This window comes from Streptomyces corallincola (assembly GCF_019104725.1).
In the GTDB taxonomy this organism is placed as follows: Bacteria; Actinomycetota; Actinomycetes; order Streptomycetales; family Streptomycetaceae; genus Streptomyces; species Streptomyces corallincola.
Genome location: NZ_JAHRXF010000075.1, coordinates 1 through 17,356 on the forward strand (window position 1 = coordinate 1; position 17,356 = coordinate 17,356).

Annotated in this window: 13 protein-coding genes, 3 tRNA genes and 2 pseudogenes; 7 read left to right on the forward strand and 11 right to left on the reverse strand. The window is 70.4% G+C overall.

Annotated elements, in window-relative coordinates:
• The coding region (locus KUM39_RS27270) for a DUF4265 domain-containing protein (RefSeq protein ID WP_217788451.1) at nucleotides 1–537 on the forward strand (537 nt) is incomplete at its 5' end.
• Nucleotides 538–627: 90 nt separating this feature from the next.
• On the opposite strand, the pseudogene KUM39_RS27275 reads toward KUM39_RS27270, so the two are convergent.
• From KUM39_RS27275 to KUM39_RS27285, 3 genes and pseudogenes are all read right to left on the reverse strand, one after another.
• Nucleotides 628–1,922: pseudogene (locus tag KUM39_RS27275) on the reverse strand (tyrosine-type recombinase/integrase).
• Nucleotides 1,922–2,143 (reverse strand): helix-turn-helix domain-containing protein, encoded by a 222-nt coding sequence (locus KUM39_RS27280; protein WP_217788452.1) that lies wholly within the window; start codon nucleotides 2,141–2,143, stop codon nucleotides 1,922–1,924. The pseudogene KUM39_RS27275 and the gene KUM39_RS27280 overlap by 1 nt, the downstream one beginning before the upstream one ends.
• Nucleotides 2,143–3,114: pseudogene (locus KUM39_RS27285) on the reverse strand (replication initiator); the annotation flags it as partial. The pseudogene KUM39_RS27285 and the gene KUM39_RS27280, both read right to left, overlap by 1 nt.
• On the opposite strand from KUM39_RS27285, the gene KUM39_RS28860 reads away from it, so the two are divergent.
• Both KUM39_RS28860 and KUM39_RS27295 read left to right on the forward strand, forming a co-directional pair.
• Entirely contained in the window at nucleotides 3,105–3,284 is a 180-nt protein-coding gene (locus KUM39_RS28860) for an IS3 family transposase (protein WP_217788453.1), read from the forward strand. The pseudogene KUM39_RS27285 and the gene KUM39_RS28860 sit on opposite strands and share 10 nt — an antisense overlap.
• Nucleotides 3,220–3,900: an IS3 family transposase gene (locus KUM39_RS27295; RefSeq protein WP_281425762.1), complete on the forward strand. Its 681-nt coding sequence runs from the start codon at nucleotides 3,220–3,222 to the stop codon at nucleotides 3,898–3,900. Before KUM39_RS28860 ends, KUM39_RS27295 begins: the two co-directional genes overlap by 65 nt.
• Nucleotides 3,901–3,930: 30 nt before the next feature.
• On the opposite strand, the gene KUM39_RS27300 is transcribed toward KUM39_RS27295, so the two are convergent.
• The 4 genes from KUM39_RS27300 to KUM39_RS27315 form a co-directional block, all read right to left on the reverse strand.
• Nucleotides 3,931–4,149 (reverse strand): hypothetical protein, encoded by a 219-nt coding sequence (locus tag KUM39_RS27300; protein WP_217788455.1) that lies wholly within the window; start codon nucleotides 4,147–4,149, stop codon nucleotides 3,931–3,933.
• A gap of 504 nt (nucleotides 4,150–4,653) precedes the next feature.
• Nucleotides 4,654–4,730: transfer RNA gene (locus tag KUM39_RS27305), tRNA-Ile, on the reverse strand.
• Nucleotides 4,731–4,928: 198 nt separating this feature from the next.
• Nucleotides 4,929–5,001: transfer RNA gene (locus tag KUM39_RS27310), tRNA-Asn, on the reverse strand.
• Nucleotides 5,002–5,007: 6 nt separating this feature from the next.
• A tRNA-Asn gene (locus KUM39_RS27315) sits at nucleotides 5,008–5,080 on the reverse strand.
• A 160-nt stretch (nucleotides 5,081–5,240) separates the two neighbouring features.
• Between KUM39_RS27315 and KUM39_RS27320 the strand changes: the two genes are divergently transcribed.
• The 4 genes from KUM39_RS27320 (at nucleotide 5,241) to KUM39_RS27335 (ending at nucleotide 10,911) form a co-directional block, all read left to right on the forward strand.
• Nucleotides 5,241–5,546, forward strand: coding sequence for a YtxH domain-containing protein (locus KUM39_RS27320; RefSeq protein WP_217788456.1), 306 nt, complete (start codon nucleotides 5,241–5,243; stop codon nucleotides 5,544–5,546).
• Between the two features lie 87 nt (nucleotides 5,547–5,633).
• Nucleotides 5,634–7,088, forward strand: coding sequence for a xylulokinase (locus tag KUM39_RS27325; protein ID WP_217788457.1), 1,455 nt, complete (start codon nucleotides 5,634–5,636; stop codon nucleotides 7,086–7,088).
• Nucleotides 7,089–7,249: 161 nt separating this feature from the next.
• The gene (locus KUM39_RS27330) at nucleotides 7,250–8,983 is read left to right on the forward strand and encodes an ABC transporter ATP-binding protein (protein WP_217788458.1); all 1,734 of its coding nucleotides are present in this window, start codon (nucleotides 7,250–7,252) and stop codon (nucleotides 8,981–8,983) included.
• Nucleotides 8,983–10,911, forward strand: coding sequence for an ABC transporter ATP-binding protein (locus KUM39_RS27335; protein ID WP_217788459.1), 1,929 nt, complete (start codon nucleotides 8,983–8,985; stop codon nucleotides 10,909–10,911). Before KUM39_RS27330 ends, KUM39_RS27335 begins: the two co-directional genes overlap by 1 nt.
• Before the next feature lie 168 nt (nucleotides 10,912–11,079).
• Here the strand turns inward: KUM39_RS27335 and KUM39_RS27340 are convergent, their stop codons facing one another.
• From KUM39_RS27340 to KUM39_RS27355, 4 genes are all read right to left on the reverse strand, one after another.
• Nucleotides 11,080–12,303: an RNA polymerase sigma factor gene (locus tag KUM39_RS27340; protein ID WP_217788460.1), complete on the reverse strand. Its 1,224-nt coding sequence runs from the start codon at nucleotides 12,301–12,303 to the stop codon at nucleotides 11,080–11,082.
• Between the two features lie 121 nt (nucleotides 12,304–12,424).
• Nucleotides 12,425–14,335, reverse strand: a complete 1,911-nt coding sequence (gene dnaG, locus KUM39_RS27345; RefSeq protein WP_217788461.1) for a DNA primase — start codon at nucleotides 14,333–14,335, stop codon at nucleotides 12,425–12,427.
• A gap of 57 nt (nucleotides 14,336–14,392) precedes the next feature.
• A complete protein-coding gene (locus KUM39_RS27350; RefSeq protein ID WP_217788462.1) occupies nucleotides 14,393–15,658 on the reverse strand; it encodes an NAD(P)/FAD-dependent oxidoreductase in 1,266 nt (421 codons plus the stop codon).
• Nucleotides 15,659–15,799: 141 nt separating this feature from the next.
• Nucleotides 15,800–17,146 carry a deoxyguanosinetriphosphate triphosphohydrolase gene (locus tag KUM39_RS27355; protein WP_246620813.1) on the reverse strand — a complete coding sequence of 449 codons (1,347 nt, stop codon included), beginning with the start codon at nucleotides 17,144–17,146 and terminating at the stop codon, nucleotides 15,800–15,802.
• Nucleotides 17,147–17,356 lie beyond the last annotated feature (210 nt).

Genomic DNA, 17,356 nt, shown 5'->3' on the forward strand with positions numbered 1-17,356 from the left:
ACTGCGTGGGACTGCAGCCACCTTCCATCCGGCTTTGGCCTGGAGCGTCATATGAAGTTCATTGTCCATGAGAGCCCAGTTCGCCGGGGCGACAGCGACTACATCGCACGGGCCGATCTCGCGCCGTTCGGCTTGGAGGGAGAGGTAGAACAGCTTTGGCTCAAGAAGCTTGAAGACGGTTCGCTTGAGCTATGCTGCATCCCTTTCCGGGTTTACGGCATTTCTCTCGGAGATATCGTCACTCTTTCCCCGGACGGCACCACGGTCGCCCGCCTGGTCCGCAAGTCAGGGCGGAGAGCCCTGCGGGTTTTCCTGTTGGAAACACCGAGCGCTTCAAGCGTGGCGAGGGAGTTTGATATTGAGATTTCGCGACTTGGCCTGTTGAGCGAGTGGAGTGGTGATAGGCACGCTGCAATCGACGTTCCGATTGGCTTCGACGTCGCTAGCCTTATCGGCCTCCTCGAACGAGAAGAGGCTGCGTCTCGGGCTTTTTGGGAATGGGCTGACAGCGTTTCGTTCTCGTCAGGTGAGGCGTAGAATTCTACTTGTATGCGAAATCATTTCGGCCCCACCGAATGTTCCCGGTGGGGCCGTAGCGGTGTCTGACGGCAGTAGTTGACGGCAACGTCAGCGGACGGGGGTTGCGCAGGAGGGTGGTTCGTGGCCGTCGTTGGGCTTGCTGGTGGTCTCGGTGCGGTTGCGGAGGGCGTGGCCGAGGAGGTTGATGGCATCGTGTTGGAGGCGGAGTCGGACGTGGGCGTACACCGTGGCGGTCACGCCGATGTGGGCATGGCCCAACAGTTCCTTGATCACGACGAGTTCGACGCCCTGCGCAAGGAGAAGGGTCGCCGCCGAGTGCCGCAGATCATGGAAGCGGATGCGGCGGAGGGTGGCTCGGCGGAGCAGGGTGTTGAAGTGCCGGGTGAGGGTGGCTCCCTCGATCGGCTGGCCGTTGGGCCGGGTGAAGACGTAGCCGCTGTCTGTCCAGCTCTCGCCCGCCGTCTCGCGTTCCTGGGCCTGCCAGTCGCGGTGGTCCCGCAGCGAGCTCAGGCACTCGGTGGGCAGGGCGATGCGCCGCTCCGAGCTCTGGGTCTTCGTCGGCAGGGCGGTCAGGCCGCCGCTGTTGGTGCGCTGGAGGGTGCGGCGGATACTGGCGGTTCCGCCGGTGAGGTCGAGGTCTTCCCAGCGCAGGCCGAGGAGTTCGCCCTTGCGGAGTCCGGTTCGCAGGGCGAGTTCGAACAGTGCGTGGAGACGGTGGCCGCGCATGGCGGTCAGGAGGTCGCGGGCCTCCTCCACGGTCAGCGGTTCGAAGCGGCGAGGGCGTGGTGTGCCCATGCGGACGTTGCGGGGAATCTCCTCTTCGCGGACGGCGTGCTCCAAGGCTGACTTGAGCACGGAGTGGACGTAGGCCAGGGTCAGCGGCGAGAGCCGCTTGTGGCAGCACTTCCCGATCGCGCAGCACTGGGGCTGGTCACGGGCTGTGTCGAGGCCGCGTGCGCAGCACTGACACGTGGTGCGGAGCTGGTCAAGCCAGGTGCGGATGTCCTTGGCGGTGAGTTTGGCGAGCTTCTTCCGTCCCAGGCCGGGAACCACGTAAAGGCGGACGCAGGCGGTGTAGCGGGTGTGGGTGGTCTCGCGGAGCCGGTGCACAGCGACGGTCTCCAGCCAATACATCAGGTACGCAGCCACGCTGCCCTGCGCGGAGGGGGCGGGGACGCCCCGGTTGCTGGCGGCCATTTCTCGGTGAGCTTGGCCAGGGCCTCCTTGCGGGTGGCTCCGTAGACGCGGACGCGCTTGCGGGTGTCGCCTGCCGCGAGGACGTATCCGGCGGCTTCCCAACGCCCGTCTTTGCGCTGGTAGACGCTGCCGTCGCCGTTCGCGCGGGATCGGCGGGAGGGGTGGGTGTCGCGGGGTCTGGTCATCAGGCTTCCTGTTCGAGGCGGATGCGGATGAAGTCGGTGAGGGCGTGGGCGGGGATGCGGCGGGCGCGGCCGAGGGTGATGGAGTCGAGCTGCCGGGAACGGAGCAGGTCGTAGACGGCGGAGCGGCCGAGCTGGAGTCGGGCCATGACCTGGGGCACCGTGAGCAGGTCCAGCGCCGGTGCCGCCTCCGCACACGAGACGTTGGTCGGAGGCGAGGTCATCAACAGCCCCCTTCGGCCGTGAACTGCCGTTCAAGTTCCCTGCGGTGCCAGACGTGGGCGGCGAGGGGTGCGACGCCGGGGCTGTAGCCCGAACCGAGGTAGGCCCAGTGGCCGGTGACGAGCGTGGTGTCTGGGGCGGTCTCGGGCAGGCCAGCGTTGGCGTGGGCCTGTTCGGTGCGCCAGACGCGGCGGGCGTCGCGCAGCCCGCCGAGGGTGGTGGAGTAGCTGCGGGACTTGGTGGAGAAGTGGCCCCGGAAGCCGAGCATGTGCGCCCACTTCCAGAGCTTGAGATCGGCGAACTCGGGCAGCTTGCCCAGTTCCCAGCAGGTGCGGATCATCTGCCGGACGTGGCGTGCGACGGCGAGGCGGGGCAGCGGGCGGGCTTGGCCGGTGCCGCCGCAGGCGGTGCACGGGAGGGGAGTTCCGTGGGGCAGGAGGGTGGCGCCGCGTCCCTGGCAGGGGCGGCAGAAGAGGGCGCGGTCGAGGGTGCCGGAGGCGTCGGCGGATTTGGTGGCGTACTTGGCCACGTAGGCGGCGACCGCTTGATCGGTAAGTTCGGCGTCGGTGCCGAAGGCGGCGATCTCGCGTACGTCGAGCTGGGGGCCCCAGCCGAGTTGGCGTTCCCCGACCGCGCCCGACTCGACCGTGATGCGGGCGCGCAGTGCAGCAGCCCGGATGGCGTCGCTGAGCACCCCGACGGTGGCATACGAGGGCGGAGGCTGAGCGCTGCCGTTGGGTCCGTCGAGGCGGATCACGGCATGGAATTGGCCCAGGCCCCGCTTCTGGCACTCAGCGACCTTGGCGAAGGACACTCGCAGGACCGCGTGGGCGGCCTTCTGGGTCAGGCCGAGTCGGGTGGCCAGCTCCCGGCCCAGGTAGGTGGTTAAGCGTGCCCACAAGGCCCCGGCGTGGGCGTTGAAGGGGACCGCGCCCGCGTAGTCGTACGTCGCCGGATTCAGGGGTGTGCCGAGGCGAGCAGGCCCGCGCCGCCCGCCGGGCCGCCGACGACGCCCTGGCCCACGAGATCACCGTCTTGCACATCGCCTCCCGGTGCACCTACGGAGTGCCGCGCATCCATGCCGAACTGCGCAGGATGGACCGGCGGGTCAACCCGCAAGCGAGTGGAGCGGATCATGCGTGAGCGCGACATCTACGGGGTCACCCGGCGCAAGCGCCGGTCGCTGACCCGTCCGGCGAAGAAGGCGGTGCACGCTCATGACCTGATCGGCCGCGACTTCACCGCCGACATCCCGGGGCGGAAACTGGTCGGTGACATCATCTACATCCCCACCGACGAGGGCTGGCTGTATCTGGCGACCTGGCTGGACCTGGCCACCCGCGAGATCGTCGGCCATTCGATGGCCGATCACCACCGTGCCGAACTCGTCGTGGACGCCCTGACGATGGCCGCCGGACGTGGTCGGCTCCAGACCGGCTGCATCGTGCACTCGGACCGCGGAGCCGAGTACACGTCTGACGAACTCCGCCGGGAAATAAGCAGGTTGGGACAGCGGCAGAGCATGGGCCGAACCGGCTCGTGCTACGACAATGCCGTCGCCGAGAGCTTCTTCGCACTGCTGAAAGCGGAGATAGGCACCCGCCACTGGCCCGACCGGACCACTGCCCGCGCTGAGATCTTCGCCCTCATCGAGACTTTCTACAACCGCAAGCGGCTGCGGAGGCATCCAATCTGGGGCTACCTCACCCCGCTGGAGGCCCGGCAGCGACACGAGCAAGAAGACGCCCTCGCAGCGTAAGCATCGAGTGTCCAGCATCACGGGGAAACTTCAGGTAACCGGTTCACCCACGACGTTGAACACCGGCCTGCCGGGGGCATCCACGACGTCTGCCGACAGCGCGACCGCGCCGACAGCCTCGCACGGCCCGCCGAACCTCACAGAAATGCGTGCCCACTGCAACGCGTACCCGGCGGTGCGCAACAACGGCAAGGCGTTGAACTCGCCCGCCTGGCAACGGTTCATCACGGCGGCCGGCGGCAAGGACAACGTGAGCACCTACTGCGCGCGAAAGGCCGACCAAGGCGGCCCAGGCCAAGGCGAGGAATCCGTCCCGACACCTCAGCACGGACAACCCGATCAGATGCAGAAGCAACAGAGCAACGGGAAACCTACCCACTCCGCCCCACCGGCAGCCGGGAACAACTCACCGCACACAGCGCCCGAAGCGGCAACCGGACACGGCCGCTGACCGATCAGCCCACGTAGTCGGAGTCAGCCGCGTACAACGATCCCGAAGCCCCCCAGGGGCATGTACCCCAGCGCTGCGCACCAACCTGACGGCGACTACTGAGCGTTGCCACCCTGCTTGCCGACCGCTGGTTGGGAACCATCAAACAGCGGCACCCACCCGCACGACTCACCGGCCTCACCCGGCGCCCCGGCGGGCACCCTTGAGAAGCGGACAGGCGCGCGCGGCCGAGAGCTTCCGGGTCTGCGGGCCACCGCTCCCACAGAAATCCCGAGGAGAAGTAAAAGCACCAGGTCAAACGTTGGTGGGGCGGGTGGGACTCGAACCCACGGCCGACGGATTATGAGTCCGCTGCTCTAACCGGCTGAGCTACCGCCCCATGCGGCGTGTCGCGTACATGTGTACGTGCCGTCTGCCGCAGCATAGCCGCTCATACGATCTCCTGCTTCGGATGGTCGGCTTCCGTCGCGGCTTGCTGACCTTGAGGACTTCGCCCCGGAGCCGGTGGTTCCACCAGTGGCCCGGAGGACATGAAAAAGGACCCCGTAGGGTCCTCGTTCTCTCTGTGCGCGACGTGCTCCCCCGACTGGACTCGAACCAGTAACCTGCCGGTTAACAGCCGGCTGCTCTGCCAATTGAGCTACGGAGGACCGAAGCTCCCCCGACTGGACTCGAACCAGTAACCTGCCGGTTAACAGCCGGCTGCTCTGCCAATTGAGCTACGGAGGATCGCTTCGTTTCGCATCGAACGTGACTCCCTGGGTATTCGCCAGGGGGCGGGCGTTCGCTGCGACACATACATTAGCGCAAGCAGGGGGGTGCTCCGCCAATCGGTACCCCCCGGCCCGACGCCGCACCAAGGACCTACGCAAAGAGAAGGGTGGCCGCCATGCGCTACCGGCTCACGTTCGTCGCCGGACTGGCCCTCGGTTACGTACTGGGCACCAGGGCCGGACGCGAGCGCTACGAGCAGATCAAGAAGTCAGCGCGCCGCATCTCCGAGAACCCCACCGTGCGCAACACCGCCGAGACCGCCGCCCAGCAGGGCCGCCAGTACGCGGGCAAGGCGCTGCACACGGTGAGCGACAAGGTCGGCGACCGGGTGCCCGCCTCGGTGGCCCAGCGGGTGCGCTCCCTGCGCGAACGCAACGGCCACGGAGCCGCCGGGGACGACTGGGGAACCAGTGCCACCTGACGCCCGTACCGGCTCAGGCACGACGGCGGCTGCTCCGTCCCGGACTCCGGGGCGGAGCAGCCGCCGTCATACGGCAGAATTTTCGGCATGGGGATAGTCGCCGGGTTGGACAGCTCGCCCGATTTCACGCGCATCGTCGTCTGCGACGCGGACACCGGAGCCGTGCTCAGGCAGGGGTACGCGCCGCATCCGGTGGAGTCGCCGGACGGCGGGGGACGGCCGAGCGACGTGGACCCGCAGGTCTGGCTGCTCTCGCTCGGCGAGGCGGCGGGCGGCGGACTCCTGGAGGGCGTGCAGGCCATCGGCGTCTCCGCCCAGCAGAACGCGCTGGTCCCGCTGGACGCGCAGGGCAACACCGTGCGCCCCGCGCTGGTCGGCGGTGACAAGCGGGCGCAGGTCGCCGCGGCCGATCTCGCGGACGCGCTCGGCGGGCGCGAGGCGTGGGCGCAGGCCGTGGGCTGTGTACCGCAGGCCGCGCAGCCGGTGACCAAGCTCCGCTGGCTCGCCAAGAACGAACCCGAGAACGCCCGCCGTACCGCCGTGCTCCTCCAGGCGCACGACTGGCTGGTGTGGCAGTTGCTCGGGCGGCCGGTGCGGCGGACCACCGACCGGGGCGGCGCCTCCGGCACCGGCTACTGGTCGGCGGCGACCGGCGCCTACCGGCCCGAGCTGGTCGAACTGGCCCTCGGCCACCAGGCCATGCTGCCCGAGGTGATCGCGCCCGCCGACGCGGCCGGTACGACCCCGGAGGGGCTGCTGATCTCGGCGGGCACCGGGGAGACGATGGCCGCCGCGTTCGGGCTCGGCATCGGGCTCGGGGACGCGGTGGTCTCGCTGGGCGCGTCCGGCTCGGTGATGGCCGTGCACCCCGAGGCGCTGGCCGACCAGAGCGGGATGATCACCTCACTGGCCGACGCCACCGGCATGCACCTGCCCGTGGTCACCACCCTGAACGCGGTACGCACCCTGCGCGGCACCGCCGAACTCCTCGGTCTGCCCGACCTGGAGAGCCTGTCGGAGCTGGCGATGAAGTCCACGCCGGGCGCCCACGGGCTCGTACTCCTGCCCTATCTGGAGGGAGAGCGCACCCCGAACCTGCCGCACACCGCGGGCACTCTCGCCGGGCTGCGCCGGGAGTCGATGAAGCCCGAGCATCTGGCCCGGGCCGCGTTCGAGGGCATGCTGTGCGGGCTCGCGGACGCCCTGGACGTGCTGCGCGGGCGGGGGGTGGAGGTGCGGCGGGTCTTCCTGCTCGGTCCGGCCGCCGAACTGCCCGCCGTACAGGCCGCCGCTCCCTCGCTGTTCGGCGCCCAGGTGGTCGTACCCCAGCCCGCCGACTACACGGCGATCGGGGCGGCCCGGCAGGCGGCCTGGGCGCTGGGTGTGTCGCAGGGCACACTCGACCCGCGCAATCCGCCCGCCTGGCAGGGGGCCGCCGCCCAGGTGCTGGACCCGGGTGAGGAACTCGCCGTGGGCCAGGCGGTGCGTCAGCAGTACGTGTCGGTACGGGAGCAGACGCATCCGGGGGCGTTCGGGGCGTAGCCGGAGGCCCGTCCGCGGCGGCGGGGCGGGGGGGCGTACGGCCGTACGAGGGGTCGTGTGGCGTTAATCGGTTGAGGTAACACCGGTGGGGTGTCCGACGATAGGGGCCTGGGGCGACCAATCGGCCCCACCCCACTCCGGCCCACACCGAGAGACGAAGCGTGCTCATACGACTTCTGCGGACCTGTCTCAGGCCCTACAGGAAACCCATCGTGCTGCTGGTGCTGCTGCAACTGCTGCAGACCTGCGCCACCCTCTATCTGCCCACCCTCAACGCGGACATCATCGACAACGGCGTGGTGAAGGGGGACACGGGTTACATCCTGTCCTCCGGCGCGCTGATGATCGGCATCTCGCTGGCCCAGGTCGTCTGCAACATCGGTGCCGTGTACTTCGGCGCCCGTACCGCCTCCGCGCTCGGCCGGGACGTGCGCGGTGCCGTCTTCGACCGGGTGCAGTCCTTCTCCGCGCGCGAGGTCGGCCACTTCGGGGCGCCCTCGCTGATCACCCGTACGACCAATGACGTGCAGCAGGTCCAGATGCTGGTCCTGATGTCGTTCACGCTGATGGTGTCGGCGCCGATCATGTGCGTCGGCGGCATCGTGCTGGCCCTCGGCCTGGATGTCCCGCTGTCCGGGGTGCTGGTCGCGGTGGTGCCGGTGCTGGGCATCTCCGTGACCCTGATCGTGCGGCGGCTGCGCCCGCTGTTCCGGTCCATGCAGAAGCGGCTGGACACGGTGAACCGGGTGCTGCGCGAGCAGATCACCGGCAACCGGGTGATCCGCGCGTTCGTCCGGGACGGCTACGAGCAGGAGCGGTTCGGGAGGGCCAACGCGGACCTGACCGAGATGCAGCTCGCCACGGGCCGGATGCTGGCCCTGATGTTCCCGATCGTCATGACGGTGGTGAACGTGTCGTCCATCGCGGTGGTGTGGTTCGGCGCCCACCGCATCGACAGCGGCCATATGCAGATCGGTGATCTGACCGCGTTCCTCGCCTATCTGATGCAGATCGTCATGTCCGTGATGATGGCCACCTTCATGTTCATGATGGTGCCGCGCGCCGAGGTGTGCGCCGAGCGCATCCAGGAGGTCCTGGACACCGAGTCCAGTGTGGTGCCGCCGCTCGCGCCGGTCACCGAGCTGCGTCGGCACGGGCATCTGGAGATCCGGGGCGTGGGCTTCCGCTATCCGGGTGCCGAGGAACCGGTGCTGCGCTCCATCGCCCTTGAGGCCCGGCCGGGTGAGACGACCGCCGTCATCGGCTCGACCGGCAGCGGCAAGTCCACCCTGCTCGGGCTGGTCCCCCGGCTGTTCGACGCCACCGAGGGGCAGGTGCTCGTGGACGGCGTGGACGTGACGGAGGTGGAGCCGGGGCTGCTCGCGCGGACGGTCGGCCTGGTCCCGCAGAAGCCGTACCTGTTCGCGGGGACCGTGGCGACCAATCTGCGCTACGGGAACCCGGACGCCACCGACGAGGAGCTGTGGCACGCGCTGGAGGTGGCGCAGGCCGCCGAGTTCGTGCGGAAGCTGGAGAACGGGCTGAACGCGCCGATCGCGCAGGGCGGCACCAATGTCTCCGGCGGTCAGCGGCAGCGGCTCGCCATCGCGCGGACCCTCGTCCAGCGCCCGGAGATCTATCTCTTCGACGACTCGTTCTCCGCGCTGGACTACGCGACGGACGCGGCGCTGCGCTCGGCGCTCGCGGAGGAGACCGCCGAGGCGACCGTCGTCATCGTCGCCCAGCGGGTGGCGACCATCCGCGAGGCGGACCGGATCGTCGTACTGGACGAGGGCCGGGTCGTCGGCAGCGGCCGGCACCACGAGCTGATGGCGGGCAACGAGACCTACCGGGAGATCGTGCTCTCCCAGCTCACGGAAGCGGAGGCTGCCTGATGGCCGGGCCGATGGGGCGCATGATGGCCGGGGGCGGTCCCGACTCGCGCTCGATGGACTTCAAGGGGTCGGGCAAACGGCTCGTCTCCCTGTTCAAGCCGGAGCGGTTCACGCTGTACACGCTGCTGCTCTGCGTGGTCGTCAGTGTCGGGCTGAGCGTGGTCGGGCCGAAGATCCTCGGCCGGGCCACCGACCTGGTGTTCGCCGGGATCATCGGCAAGCGGCTGCCCGCCGGGGCGACCAAGGAGCAGGTGCTCCGGTCGATGCGCGCGCGGGGCGAGGGCCGGATCGCGGACATGCTCAGGGGCACCGACTTCACGCCGGGCAAGGGCATCGACTTCACCGCCGTCGGGCACGTACTGCTGCTCGCGCTGGCCGTGTTCGCGGCGGCCGGGCTGCTGATGGCGGTCGCCACCCGGCTGGTCAACCGGACCGTGAACCGGACGATGTACCGCATGCGGGAGTCGGTGCAGGCCAAGCTGTCGCGGCTGCCGCTGTCGTACTTCGACCAGCGGCAGCGCGGCGAGGTGCTGTCCCGCGCGACCAACGACATCGACAACATCGGGCAGACGCTCCAGCAGTCGATGGGGCAGCTCATCAACTCGGTGCTGACCATCATCGGCGTGCTCGTGATGATGTTCTGGGTGTCCTGGATCCTGGCGCTGGTCGCGCTGGTGACGGTGCCGCTGTCGTTCCTGGTGGCGACGCGGGTCGGCAAGCGGTCGCAGCCGCACTTCGTGCAGCAGTGGCGGTCCACGGGCACGCTGAACGCGCACATCGAGGAGATGTACACCGGGCACACGCTGGTGAAGGTGTTCGGGCGCCGCCAGGAGTCGGCGGAGCAGTTCGCTGAGCAGAACGACGCGCTCTACGAGGCCGCGTTCAAGGCGCAGTTCAACAGCGGGGTCATGCAGCCGCTGATGATGTTCATCTCGAACATCAACTATGTGCTGGTCGCCGTGGTGGGCGGGCTCCGGGTCGCGTCCGGGTCGCTGTCCATCGGTGACGTTCAGGCGTTCGTCCAGTATTCGCGGCAGTTCTCGATGCCGCTGACGCAGGTCGCCTCGATGGCGAACCTCGTGCAGTCCGGGGTGGCCTCGGCGGAGCGGGTCTTCGAACTCCTCGACGCCGAGGAGCAGGAGGCCGACCCGGTGCCGGGCGAGCGTCCGGCCGAGCTGCGCGGGCGGGTGGAGCTGGAGCACGTCTCCTTCCGCTACGACCCGGAGAAGCCGCTCATCGAGGACCTCTCGCTGACCGTGGAGCCGGGCCGGACCGTCGCCATCGTCGGCCCGACCGGCGCGGGCAAGACGACCCTGGTCAACCTGCTGATGCGGTTCTACGACGCGACCGGCGGGCGCATCCTGCTGGACGGGGTGGACGTACGGCGCATGTCCCGCGCCGACCTCCGGTCCGGGATCGGCATGGTGCTCCAGGACACCTGGCTGTTCGGCGGCACGATCGCGGAGAACATCGCGTACGGCGCCTCGCGGGACGTCACCCGCGGGGAGATCGAGGAGGCGGCGCGGGCCGCGCACGCGGACCGGTTCGTGCGGACGCTGCCGGACGGGTACGACACGGTGATCGACGACGAGGGGATGGGGGTGAGCGCGGGTGAGAAGCAGCTCATCACCATCGCCCGTGCCTTCCTCTCCGACCCGACGATTCTCGTGCTCGACGAGGCGACCAGTTCCGTGGACACCCGGACGGAGGTGCTGATCCAGAAGGCGATGGCCAAACTCGCCCACGGGCGGACCTCGTTCGTGATCGCGCACCGGCTTTCCACCATCCGGGACGCCGACACGATTCTGGTGATGGAGAACGGGGCGATCGTGGAACAGGGAGCTCATTCCGAGCTGTTGGCCGCGGGCGGGGCCTACGCACGGTTGTATGAGGCGCAGTTCGCTCAGGCGGTGGCCGAAGTGGACTGAGAGGTGGGGCAGTTCGGCTCCCCTGACTGGGGTGGCCGGGTGGGTTGGCGGGTGCCGCAGGTCGCGGGCGCCGCTCCCGGAGGGGGTACATCTCCCGGAGGGGGTATCTCCGGCCCACCCGTGCCGCCTCGGCGGCACGGGTGTCCGCGGATGGGGGGCTGACGTCAATCAGTCGAGGTAGCCGCGCAGTTGGTCCGCGAAGGTGTGGTCCCTCAGTTTGTTGAGGGTCTTGGACTCGATCTGCCGGATGCGTTCGCGGGTGACGCCGAAGAGGCGGCCTATCTCTTCGAGGGTGCGGGGGCGGCCGTCGGCGAGGCCGTAGCGGAGCTGGACGACCTTGCGCTCGCGTTCTCCGAGGGTGGAGAGGACAGCCTCGAGGTGTTCGCGCAGCAGGAGGAAGGCGGCGGACTCGACGGGGCTGGCCGCGTCGCCGTCCTCGATGAGGTCACCGAGGGCGACGTCCTCCTCCTCGCCGACGGGGGCGTGCAGGGAGACGGGTTCCTGGGCGAGCCGGAGGACCTCGGAGACGCGCTCGGGCGGGAGTTCGAGGTGGTCGGCGACTTCCTGCGGGGTGGGTTCGTAGCCGCGTTCCTGGAGCATGCGGCGCTGGACGCGGACGACGCGGTTGATCAACTCCACGACGTGGACCGGGACTCGGATGGTGCGGGCCTGGTCCGCGAGGGCACGGGACATGGCCTGCCGAATCCACCAGGTGGCGTAGGTGGAGAACTTGTAGCCGCGCGCGTAGTCGAACTTCTCGACGGCGCGGATGAGTCCCAGGTTGCCCTCCTGGACGAGGTCGAGCATGGTCAGGCCCCGGCCGACGTAGCGTTTGGCGACGGAGACGACGAGCCGCAGGTTGGCCTCGATGAGGCGGCGCTTGGCCATGCGGCCCAGGACGACGAGGCGGTCGAGGTCGATGGCGAGGCCGCTGTCGAGGTCGGGGGTGCGGGCGAGTTTCTCCTCGGCGAAGAGGCCCGCCTCGACGCGGCGGGCGAGTTCGACCTCCTCGGCGGCGGTGAGCAGCGGGATGCGGCCGATCTCGCGGAGGTACTGCCGGAACAGGTCGGCGGAGGGCCCGCCGGTGTCGGCGCGGGCGGCGGGCACCTCGGCGGGCTCCGGCGGCTCGTCGGCGGGGGGCTCACCGGGCTGGGCGGCCACTTCCCGGGGCGTCGGCACCTCGTTCTCCTGGTCGCTCATCGCCGGGTTCGCCTCCGGATGCCGGGCGCCGGTGGTGCGAGGGGTCTGGGTGAGCGTCTGGGTCTGCACGAACGCGACCTCCAGGATGATCGCTGCTCCGGGGTGTGCGACAGCGGTACACCGGAGGCGCCGGGCCCCTGCCCCACGCCCCACCGACTCGGGCACCGCCCCCCAGTGTGGGGTACGACACATCCCCGCCACGAGAGTCGTGCGGTGACTTTTTGCGTCCGGGCGGTGAGCGGAGGGTGAGGGGTGCCTTCCCCGGTGATCCGGCGGGGTGCGGCGGGGTGCCGCGGGAGTGGACGGACAGGCCCTACAACGCGCCCGTGCCCTGTTCGCGGAGGTTCACGTCGTACTGCTGGAGAACCCACATCTCGTTCTGGACGGCGGCGAGTTCGGCGGGGTCGGCGGTGGTGGAGAGGCGGGTGAGCTGGGACTGGATGTCGTGGATGCGGCGTTCGACGGCGCGGCGGCGGATCTGGACGAGGACGGTACCGGCGTAGACCTCGTCCACGGTGCGGCGCATGATCGGCTCGACGGCGAGTTCGGTGACCATCGCGCGGGCCGCGTCGTCGGGGGCGGCCTCGCGGACGCGGACCAGATACTCCTGCGGGTCCTCGACGCCGTACTCGGCTCCTCCGGCCTCGGCGATGGTCTGGCGTACGGCGGCGTAGGGCGGGGCGGTGAACTCGTCCATGCCGTAGGCGTCGAAGGCGGGTGACACCAACTCGGGGCGTTGCAGGGCGAGTTTGAGGAGTTCGCGTTCCGTGGCGTAGACCGGGTTGCGCAGGGTGAGGGCCGGTCCTGCGGGGCCGGGGCGGGGGGCGGGGTCCCACTGCTGCTGGGGGGTGCGGGGCGGCTGTCCGGCGGGGGCGCCCTTGCCGCCGCGGTCGCGGGACCAGCGGGCGATCTGGGCGACGCGGCGGACGACGAACTGGGTGTCGAGGATGCCGAGCATCCCGGCGAGCTGCACGGCGACCTCGTGCTGGGCGCCGGTGTTCTTGATGCGGGCGACGACGGGCGCGGCCTCGTCCAGCGCGGCGGCGCGCCCGGCCGGGGTGTCGAGGTCGTAGCGGGCGACGATCTGGCGCAGCGCGAACTCGAAGAGGGGCGTGCGGGGCTGGGCGAGGTCGGCGACGGCCTCGTCGCCCTTGGCGAGCCGGAGTTCGCAGGGGTCCATGCCGTCGGGGGCGACGGCGATGTACGTCTCGGCGGCGAACTTCTGGTCGTCCTCGAAGGCGCGCAGCGCGGCCTTCTGCCCGGCCGCGTCGCCGTCGAAGGTGAAGATGACGCGGGCGGAGCCGTTGTCCATGAGGAGGCGGCGCAGAATCTTGATGTGGTCGCCGCCGAAGGCCGTGCCGCAGGTGGCGATGGCGGTGGTGACCCCGGCGAGATGGCAGGCCATGACGTCGGTGTAGCCCTCGACGACGACCGCGCGGCTGGCCTTGGCGATGTGCTGCTTGGCCAGGTCGATGCCGTAGAGGACCTGGGACTTCTTGTAGATCGCGGTGTCGGGGGTGTTGAGGTACTTGGGCCCGTTGTCCGCCTCGTAGAGCTTGCGGGCGCCGAAGCCGACGACGTCGCCGCCGATGTCCCGGATGGGCCACATCAGGCGGCCCCGGAACCGGTCGATGGGGCCGCGGCGGCCCTCCTGGGCGAGCCCGGAGAGGACGAGTTCCTTGTCGGTGAAGCCCTTGCCGCGCAGGAAGCGGGTGAGGTGGTCCCAGCCCTGGGGGCTGTAGCCGACGCCGAAGTGGAGGGCCGCGTTCTGGTCGAAGCCGCGTTCGGCGAGGAAGAGCCGGCCGGTCTCGGCCTCGGGGCCGTCCGCGAGCTGCTCGGCGTACCACTGGGCGGCGATCCGGTGCGCCTCGACCAGCCGGATGCGTTCGCCGCGCTGGTGGGAGGGGTTGTACCCGCCCTCCTCGTAGCGCAGCGTGATCCCGGCGCGGGCGGCGAGCCGCTCGACGGACTCGGAGAACGTGAGGTGGTCCACCTTCATGACGAAGGTGATGGTGTCGCCGCCCTCCTGGCAGCCGAAGCAGTGGAAGAGTCCCTTGCTGGGGCTGACCTGGAAGGACGGCGACTTCTCGTCGTGGAACGGGCAGAGGCCCTTGAGGTTGCCGCCGCCCGCGTTGCGCAGCTGGAGGTACTCGGAGACCACGGCGTCGATCGGGACCGCGTCCCGTACCGCCTTCACGTCCTCGTCGTTGATCCGTCCTGCCACGTGGAGATTCTACGGGGGCGGACCGGTGCCCCGGCCGCCCGCCGTGACCTCCGGCGGTCAGGGGACGAGGCTGTCCAGCTCCACGTGCGGGTCCGCGAGCGCCTCAGTGTCCACGCGGGCGCGGGAGCGGATCAGTTTCTGCACGGCGTCTGTGACGTCCCACACGTTGACGTTCATCCCGGCCAGCACCCGGCCCTCGCGCAGCCAGAACGCGATGAACTCGCGCTTGCCCGCGTCGCCCCGGATCACCACCTCGTCGTACGAACCGGGCGGCGCCCAGCCGCTGTACTCCATGCCGAGGTCGTACTGATCGCTGAAGAAGTACGGCACCCGGTCGTACACGACGTCCTGGCCGAGCATGGCGCGGGCGGCCGCCGGGCCGCCGTTGAGGGCGTTGGCCCAGTGCTCGACGCGCATCCGGGCGCCGAACAGCGGCGCGGGGAAGGCGGCGACGTCACCGGCGGCGAAGATGTCGGGGTCGGAGGTGCGCAGCCGTTCGTCCACCGCGATGCCGCCGCCGTCCTCGCGCGCGGCCAGTTCGAGACCGGCCGCCTCCGCGAGCCCGGTGCGGGGGGCCGCGCCGATCGCCGCGAGCACGTCGTGCGCCGGGTGCTCCTCGCCGTCGTCGGTACGGGCGGCCAGCACCATGCCGTCCTGGCCGACGATCTCGGTGAGCGTCACGCCGAAGTGGAACCGGACGCCGTGCGCGCGGTGCAGCTCCGCGAAGACGTTGCCCAGCTCGGGGCCGAGGACGTGGTGCAGCGGGGTCGGGGACGGGTCGATGACGGTGACCTCGGCGCCGTACTCGCGGGCCGCCGCCGCGACCTCCAGTCCGATCCAGCCGGCGCCCGCGATCACCAGGTGGCCGTTGTCCCGGCCGAGGGCGGCGAGCACGCCCTTGAGGCGCTCGGCGTGCGCGAGGCGGCGCAGGTGGTGGACACCCGCGAGGTCGGTGCCGGGGACGTCGAGGCGGCGCGGTTCGGCGCCGGTGACCAGCAGCAGCTTGTCGTAGTGGACGACCGTGCCGTCCTCCCCGAACCGGACGGTCTTCGCCGCGCGGTCGATGCGGTCCACGGTCTGCCCGAGGTGGAGTTCGACGTCGTTGCGCGCGTACCAGGACGGCTCGTGCACGAAGACGCTGTCCCGCTCCTCCTTGCCGAGCAGATAGCCCTTGGACAGCGGGGGTCGCTCGTACGGGTGGTCGCGCTCGTCGGAGATCAGTATCACCCGCCCGGTGAAGCCCTCCGCCCGGAGCGTCTCGGCCGCCTTCGCACCGGCGAGCCCGCCACCGACGACGACGAATGTCTGATCCGCGTCCACCACGTGATGCCTCCTCGTAAGGGGTGCCGCTTGAGGGTGCCACCGCATTCGCGGGGGGATGGTGCCTCAGGGGAGCGTCCCGCACCGGGCGGGCCGCGGGAAGAGGGAGTGACCCGAACAGGCCACTCCTGGGTCATGTTCCCTTCACATATGCCCCGTCAGTCGCGCGTGGAACGAGCGCGCGGTGGCGTCGGTGAGGGACGCGATCTGGTCCACGATGACCCGCTTGCGGGCGTGGTCGCCGTCCGCCGCGTCGAACAGCGCCCGGAACTGCGGCTCCAGACCGTCGGGGGCGCGCGCGGTGAGCGCCTCGGCGAGTTCGGCCACAACGATCCGCTGGTCGGCGCGGAGCCGCTCCTGTTCGGCGCGCTGCATCACGTACCGGTCCGCGACCGCCTTGAGCACCGCGCACTCCATGCGCGTGGCGCGGGGTACGACGAGTTCGGCGCCGTAGCGGGTGAGGCGGCCGGTGCCGTGGGCGGCGCGGGTGGCGGTCTCGGCGGCGAGGCAGAAGCGGCCGATGAGCTGACTGGTGGCGTCCTTCAGGCGGGCCTGGGCGCGTGCGGTGCCGTCGTAGCCGTGCGGCCACCACTCCTGGTCCTGGAGGCGGTCCAGGGCGGCGGCGAGTTCGGCCGGATCGGTGTCCGCCGGGACGTACCGGCCGACGGCGACCTCGAAGACGGCGGTCCGTTCGGGCTCGGCGTGCAGGCAGTTGGGGTCGATGTGACCGGCGTGCAGGCCGTCCTCCACGTCGTGCACGGAGTACGCCACGTCGTCGGACCAGTCCATCACCTGGGCCTCGAAGCAGATGCGTCCGGCGGGCGCGGTGGCGCGGACCCAGTCGAAGACGGGGCGGTCGTCCTCGTACGCGCCGAACTTCGGGGAGTCCGGTTCGCCGGGCCGACTCCCGCGTGGCCAGGGGTACTTGGTGGCCGCGTCGAGCGTGGCACGGGTGAGGTTGAGGCCGACGGAGCCCTCGCGGGTGAAGCGCTTGGGCTCGATGCGGGTGAGCAGGCGCAGCGACTGGGCGTTGCCCTCGAAGCCGCCGCAGTCGTCCGCGAACTCGTTCAGCGCCTGTTCGCCGTTGTGGCCGAACGGGGGGTGGCCGAGGTCGTGGGAGAGGCAGGCCGCCTCGACGAGGTCGGGGTCGCAGCCGAGGGCCGCGCCGAGTTCCCGGCCGACCTGGGCGCACTCCAGGGAGTGGGTGAGCCGGGTGCGGGGGCTGGCGTCCCACGCCTGGCCGTGCGTGCCGGGGGTGACGACCTGTGTCTTCCCGGCCAGGCGGCGCAGCGCGGCGGAGTGCAGGACGCGGGCGCGGTCGCGCTGGAAGGCGGTGCGGCCGGGGCGTTTGTCGGGCTCGGGGACCCAGCGCTCCACCGACGTGGGGTCGTACGCGCCGGGGTGCGCGGTCTCCTCGTCCGCGTACCCGGCCTTCTGGTCCAGGGGTGCGGTGGCTTCGTGGGGACGGGGATGTCGTGCGGTGCCTTCCATGACTCGACAGTAAGCGGCTGGGGTGACATTCGGGGCATGCGGGGGTGCGCGCCGGGAGCGGTGTCCCGGGGGGCTTCTCGGGGGTGCGTGGGGGATGCGTGGGGGGGGCGTGTCGGGTTTGGGTCAGGGGTGCGGGCGGGTCCGGGGACGGGGGTGGGTCGATGACGGTGACCTCGGCGCCGTACTCGCGGGCCGCCGCCGCGACCTCCA